5 protein-coding genes are annotated in these 3,659 nt (G+C 58.1%); 3 read left to right on the forward strand and 2 right to left on the reverse strand.

The genetic code is table 11. The features are described 5' to 3' along the window. Positions 1–277: 277 nt before the first annotated feature. Positions 278–1,144 carry a nucleotidyl transferase AbiEii/AbiGii toxin family protein gene (locus tag VEK15_00285; GenBank protein HXV59099.1) on the reverse strand — a complete coding sequence of 289 codons (867 nt, stop codon included), beginning with the start codon at positions 1,142–1,144 and terminating at the stop codon, positions 278–280. Then, complete coding sequence (locus VEK15_00290; protein HXV59100.1) at positions 1,141–1,791, reverse strand: hypothetical protein; 651 nt, start codon at positions 1,789–1,791, stop codon at positions 1,141–1,143. The genes VEK15_00285 and VEK15_00290 overlap by 4 nt, the downstream gene beginning before the upstream one ends. Positions 1,792–2,040: 249 nt before the next feature. Here VEK15_00290 and VEK15_00295 point away from each other — a divergent pair, with 249 nt between their 5' ends. The 3 genes from VEK15_00295 to VEK15_00305 are packed head-to-tail and all read left to right on the forward strand — an operon-like array spanning position 2,041 to position 3,644. Continuing rightward, entirely contained in the window at positions 2,041–2,829 is a 789-nt protein-coding gene (locus VEK15_00295) for an arsenite methyltransferase (protein ID HXV59101.1), read from the forward strand. Continuing rightward, positions 2,829–3,431, forward strand: coding sequence for an RNA polymerase sigma factor SigZ (gene sigZ, locus VEK15_00300; GenBank protein HXV59102.1), 603 nt, complete (start codon positions 2,829–2,831; stop codon positions 3,429–3,431). The genes VEK15_00295 and sigZ overlap by 1 nt, the downstream gene beginning before the upstream one ends. A gap of 27 nt (positions 3,432–3,458) precedes the next feature. Continuing rightward, a complete protein-coding gene (locus tag VEK15_00305; GenBank protein HXV59103.1) occupies positions 3,459–3,644 on the forward strand; it encodes a hypothetical protein in 186 nt (61 codons plus the stop codon). The last annotated feature ends 15 nt before the right edge of the window (positions 3,645–3,659 follow it).

Below are 3,659 nucleotides of genomic sequence, written 5' to 3' on the forward strand. Positions count from 1 at the left end.
GCGCGCGTAGAGGTCGACGAACTTGTCCTCGATCACGATCGACTCCCTCTTTGAGAGCACCACGCGGCGACGGGCTTTCTCGTCGGTCGACAAGAGCACATCGCGCCGAACGTTTTCGATCACGTTTCAACAAGGGCTGACTTGCATACACATATGAGAGCGAGGAGCGCGCACTTTGCACATGTCTTCAATCCCTTGGACGAGCCAGTCCTCCGCTTTCTGTGTTCATGACCGTCACTGGGCGCACCCGCCATCGAAATTTATCGACTTCGTTTGGTCACGCAAACTCGACTCTGTCGATTAAGGAGCTGAAAAAGTCTTCGGACCAAATCTCAACGGTCGATTGGTCCAAAACGAAGGGTAGTACCTCTTCACGAGCTCGCTCGATGTCGACGTTTTTCGCTGCTTCGCGGACCATTTCCTGGAAGGCGTGGCCGTCAAGGGGCCGTTCCGACGTGTAATCGCCGGACTGGCGCATCCTCTGCTCCAAATGGCTCAGGTGCAGGCGCGGATAGTTGGATACATACCAGACGAAGTCATACCAGTCCCGCCCTTTTACCCGGTTGCGCCATCGGCGACAGAGGAGTGCATGCATTTTCCCAGCAAACAGGTCGGGCAGGGTGTAGACTCGAACCGCAAACGGGACCGGTTGCAGGATCGGTTTAGATTCGATTTCGAACCCACCCGGAGGATCCACGTCCACCTCGAGCCGGATCTTGAGCTTCTGGTCGGACTGAAGGCTAGCGAGCAGTTTACGATCCGCTTCGATGAGAACCATCTGTTTCAAGGTGTTCGTCTTGATGAACGCGGATTCGATGGCGCTCTCCTGACTTTTTTGTACCGGCGCGAACGACACTTCGAATCCGAATCCCGCCAACTCCCGTTCCAGGGAGGAGCCGTACTTGCTGAGAGAAAAATCAGCATCGGGCGCAAGCAAGGAAAAATCGAGGTCATCGGAATAACGATCGAGTCCATAGAGCATACGGAGCGCGGTGCCGCCGTAAAACACCGCTTGCTCGAAGAACTTGCTGCGCCAGAGTCCAAGCAAGGCTAATTGCTGGAGGATCTCGCGAAGAGCGGCAACGTTTTCTTCAATCGTGTCGCGCGAGTAACGTTGGAGCATTCGTAGGATCGCGGGATTCATAGGATCTTCCCCCCAACTTCGAGATAGTCACGCAGCAAACGAACCTTCCTCGACCCATACTGCTCTGCGATCAACTTCAGCAGCGTCCGATCGATACCGCTCAAAACGTCGGGCGCGATGCGCAGATCGTCCTGAAGGTACGCGCGGAATTCCTCGGCTTTTCGTGGAGTGAACCGCTGGTCCGTCCAGATCTTGTCAGCGAGGGCCTTGGCGGGCGTCGCGATCAGGAAACGCTGGTCGCCTTCCAATGCTTGCTGATCGATACCGATGGAGTACTTTCGACGAGACAACCTCCGGTACGTAAAAAGCCCTAAGGGCGTCTCGAATCGGCGCGATCGAGACAGCGTGACAGACGTCACCACCATGACCCTTTCCGGAATGAGTCCGTAGTAGCTGAGGGCGTAGTCGAGACTAATGTACGACGGTCCATAGATCAGGTTCGCCAAAATCTCGCGAGACCAGGGGCTACGTCGGTGGGCTTCACCGAACACGTAGAGTCCCTTCTTTACCCTAACAATCTCGCCGGCCTTGAGAAGCTTGCGAACCTTATCTCGCGGTTTGGCATAAGCCTGAAGACAATCCATAAGTTGTTGATAATTAAATACATCAGCATCGATTGATCGACGGATTTCATTAATCCCAGCCATAGGCCATTCTGTCAAAATAATGCTACTATGTCCATTATATGTGGACTTACTGGCATATTTTTCTCCTTCTTGCTATTCGGTCTCGCCCAGGACTCGAGCCGGTCAAGTTGGCGGGCGGGCAAGCTCCCGCGAGCCAGCTTAGGTCGTCTTCTGGGAGATGCGGACGCTCTTGCGACCTTTCCGTGCTTCACACGTCTTCAGGGGTGAAGGCCGCACGGGCGGTCACGAACGCGAATCAAGGAGCGAACAATGACGGACTTAAGACAAGCGGTGAGAGAACGTTACGGGCGGATTGCCACCGAGAGCCGACAGGGCGGGTGCTGCGGTGGAACATCGAGCTGCGGCACGGCCGACCCCGGAGCACAGTCCGAGCGGCTCGGCTACTCGGAGGCTGAGCTCGAGAGTCTTCCCGAGGGCGCGAATCTCGGCCTCGGGTGCGGCAATCCGCAGGCGATTGCCGCATTGAGACCCGGAGAGACTGTCCTGGACCTCGGGAGCGGAGGGGGCATCGACTGCTTTCTCGCGGCTCAACAGGTCGGGCCATCGGGTCGCGTCATCGGGGTGGACATGACCCCGGAGATGATCGTGAGAGCGCGTGAGGCGGCGAGAAAAGCGCCCGGCGCCGAGCGGGTCGAGTTCCGCTTGGGAGAGATCGAGCACCTACCCGTCGCCGACGAGAGCGTCGACGTCATCATCTCCAACTGTGTCGTCAATCTCTCCGTCGACAAGCCAGCCGTCTATCGGGAAACGTATCGGGTGCTGAAGCCCGGGGGGAGGATCGCCATCTCCGATATCGTCGCAACGGCAGAGCTTCCCCAGGACGTCCAGAATGACCTCGATGCCTACACCGGATGCATGGCGGGGGCGACGTCCATCCATGTTATCGAGGAGATGCTTCGCGACACCGGGTTCGAGCAAATCCAGGTGAGACCTCAGCAGGCAACGCGTGAGCTCGTCTCGGAATGGTCCAGGCACCGCCCCCTCGAGGATTATCTGGTTTCGGCTACCATAGAGGCGGTGCGTCCGGCGTCCGTCTAATGACTGAGCAAGCCCAATCGGGTGTGTTGACCGAAGCCGTTTGGCGAGAGTTTCACCAGCGGCTTCGGTCGTACCTTCGTAAGCGAGTCGCGAACGAAGCGGACGCCGAGGACTTACTTCAAGACGTGTTCACACGGATTCACGAAAACGCTCATCGACTCGGGGAGCTCAGGAGTGTCTCGGGGTGGGTTCACAGCATTACGCGTAACGCCGTCGTCGATTTCTATCGATCCGAAGGCTCCCGTGCAGGACGCTTTGCGGTCGCCGATGCAGGCGACGTCGATGCGAACGGGTCGACCGAGGATAGCGCCAGCCCTGCGCGCGACGAGCTCGCGGCGTGCATCGAGCCCCTCTTGACTCAGATTCACCCTCGCTACGCCGTTCCTCTCTCGCTCACGGAACTCAATGGGGCCACTCAAAAAGATGCCGCCGAACGGATGGGCCTGACTCTGTCAGCGATGAAGTCTCGGGTATCCCGCGGACGCCGCAAGCTCAAAGAGCTTTTACTCCAGTGTTGCCACGTCGAGCTGGACCGTCGCCAAGGGATTGCCGATTTCGAGTCGCGTAATGCGACTTTCTGCACGTGCACACTTCAGAAGTGAAAGTGACCCGTCGTATCACATCATCTTGTGAAGCCTGTTAGGCTTCCCATACCTCCTGAGCCCGATCTCTTCTTCTACGAGCTCGCCCGAGGCCTCCGGGATCCACCGCTGCGCCGCCAGGACGCCCCGCTCCTCGACGACGACCTTTTCCGGCGGCGTTCACCTTCCGGACAGTGCTGCTGCTCGCTAGCGGTGGTTGCCTTCGGCCTCTGACCTGGGCTACGGAAG

The organism is Vicinamibacteria bacterium (assembly GCA_035620555.1).
Lineage (GTDB): Bacteria > Acidobacteriota > Vicinamibacteria > Marinacidobacterales > SMYC01 > DASPGQ01.

What these genes read in the sequence shown, in the direction of transcription:
- VEK15_00295 (HXV59101.1), top strand. Translation starts at nt 2,041, where the DNA reads ATGACGGACTTAAGACAAGCGGTGAGAGAACGTTACGGGCGGATTGCC.
- VEK15_00290 (HXV59100.1), bottom strand. Translation starts at nt 1,791, where the DNA reads ATGGCTGGGATTAATGAAATCCGTCGATCAATCGATGCTGATGTATTT.
- VEK15_00285 (HXV59099.1), bottom strand. Translation starts at nt 1,144, where the DNA reads ATGAATCCCGCGATCCTACGAATGCTCCAACGTTACTCGCGCGACACG.
- sigZ (HXV59102.1), top strand. Translation starts at nt 2,829, where the DNA reads ATGACTGAGCAAGCCCAATCGGGTGTGTTGACCGAAGCCGTTTGGCGA.